Source organism: uncultured Enorma sp., from assembly GCA_905210055.1.
Classification (GTDB): Bacteria; Actinomycetota; Coriobacteriia; order Coriobacteriales; family Coriobacteriaceae; genus Enorma.
The window spans coordinates 1-1672 of sequence record CAJLVH010000223.1 but is presented as its reverse complement, the minus strand read 5'-3'; the positions used below and the strand labels follow the sequence as shown (position 1 = coordinate 1672).

1 protein-coding gene is annotated in these 1672 nt (G+C 65.5%); it reads left to right on the top strand.

The window, feature by feature from the left end; genetic code table 11:
* A partial coding sequence (locus tag QZ079_RS09400; RefSeq protein WP_297037577.1) for a DUF6020 family protein occupies window positions 1–1672 on the top strand: 1672 nt, incomplete at both ends.

The window sequence follows — 1672 nt, the reverse complement described above, 5'->3', positions numbered from 1 at the left end:
GCTCAAGCCAAAGCCGAGCACGTGCACCTTACGCCCGGTCGCCGGATCGTCGCGCGGACGTGCTCGCTCTTCGACCGCCATCCCTTCGCTGCGCCCGCGATCATGCTCGCCATCGCTTGGTTGCCGGTGCTCATTGGCTATGCGCCCGCGCTCTTCATGTGGGACACGAACACCCAGATACTCCAGTGGTTCGGTTTGCCCAACCATATCAGCGCCTCGGTCGAGCTCGTCGATCCCGCCGTTTTGCTCACCCAGCACCATCCGCTGCTCCACACCGCGATGGTCGGTTTGTGCGTGCAGGCAGGGATGGCGCTCTTCGGCAGCGAAAACGCCGGCATCTTTCTGTATGCCTTGTTCCAATGGACACTCGATATCACGGCCATCGCGTGGGCGCTGCGCCTGCTTGTGCTCATGGGTGCAGGTCCGCGCGTGCGTCTGGCCGCGCTCGCGTTCATCGCGCTCGTTCCGGCATTCTCGGACTACAGCGTGCTCGTAACGAAGGACGTTCTCTTCGCGGCGGCGCTGCTCGTGTTCGCGATGGAGCTTGCCTATATCGTGTGGCGCGTCCGGCCGTGCACCGGATTGTCCAAGCTTGCCGCAGGGGAGGACGCTTTGCCTGCGCTCGCGAATCGCCTGCGCCCGGCGTATCCCGCCCTCCCGTCCTGCCATGTGACGGCGCTTTTGCTTTCCGCCCTCGGCACGGCGCTGCTGCGCAGCGGCATGCTCGTCGCGGTTGCGCTCGCGTGTCTGGTGACGCTGGTGCTGGTGAGGAAGCACTCGGGTACGCGCCGCTACCCGGCAGTTGCCCTCATGGTCGCGGTCTTCGTGTCGTGCGCGCTTTCGGGCATCGTCTACCCGGCGCTCGGTATCTCGCCTGCGAGCAAGCGCGAGGTGCTCTCGATTCCCGTGCAGCAAATCTCCCGCTTCATGCGTGAACGACCGGAGCTCGTCACGTCGGTGGAGTTCCACGCGGTCGACGCCGTGCTCGATGCGAACGAGCTCGCAGCTATCTACAATCCCGACAAGTCCGATCCGGTGAAGGCGACCTATCGGGAAGGGGCGACGAGCGAAGACCTCGCCCGTTTCTGGCGCGTGTGGGCGCGCTGGTTCGCGGAAGACCCAGGTTGTTTCCTCTCGGCCACCGCCGCGAACTACTATGGCTATTTCTATGCGGGACAGGCGACGGGGTGGAGCTACACCTCGTATTTCAGCGGTGTGGCGATGGCGAGCACCACGACCGACTGGTTCAGTTCGGCTGTGGCGCCCTATTTCGACTTCGCGCCCGCCGCGAACCCGATCTCGCGCGCTCTCGACGCCATGTGCTCGGGGTACCGCCTCTTCTTCCAGCGCTTTCCCCTCACCACCCTCACCATGCAGGCGGCGCTGTACGACTGGATGCTCGTGCTCGTCACGGGCTACGCCGTGACCCGCCGCTCGCCCCGATGCTCGCTGCCGCCTGGGTGGTGCTCGCGGTGGCGCTCGTGGGGCCGTGCAACGCCACGACATATTTCCGCTACGCGTACCCGGTGGCGCTCATGGCGCCGTTCATGTGCGCGCTGCTGTTCGCTCGAAGCGACAAGGAGGCTTTCGATATGTACGCATACGACCATGCGATCGCTGGTAAAGCTGGGGGAGGGGCGGCGCGCGAAGCCGGCGCGACAGCGCCTGCGGG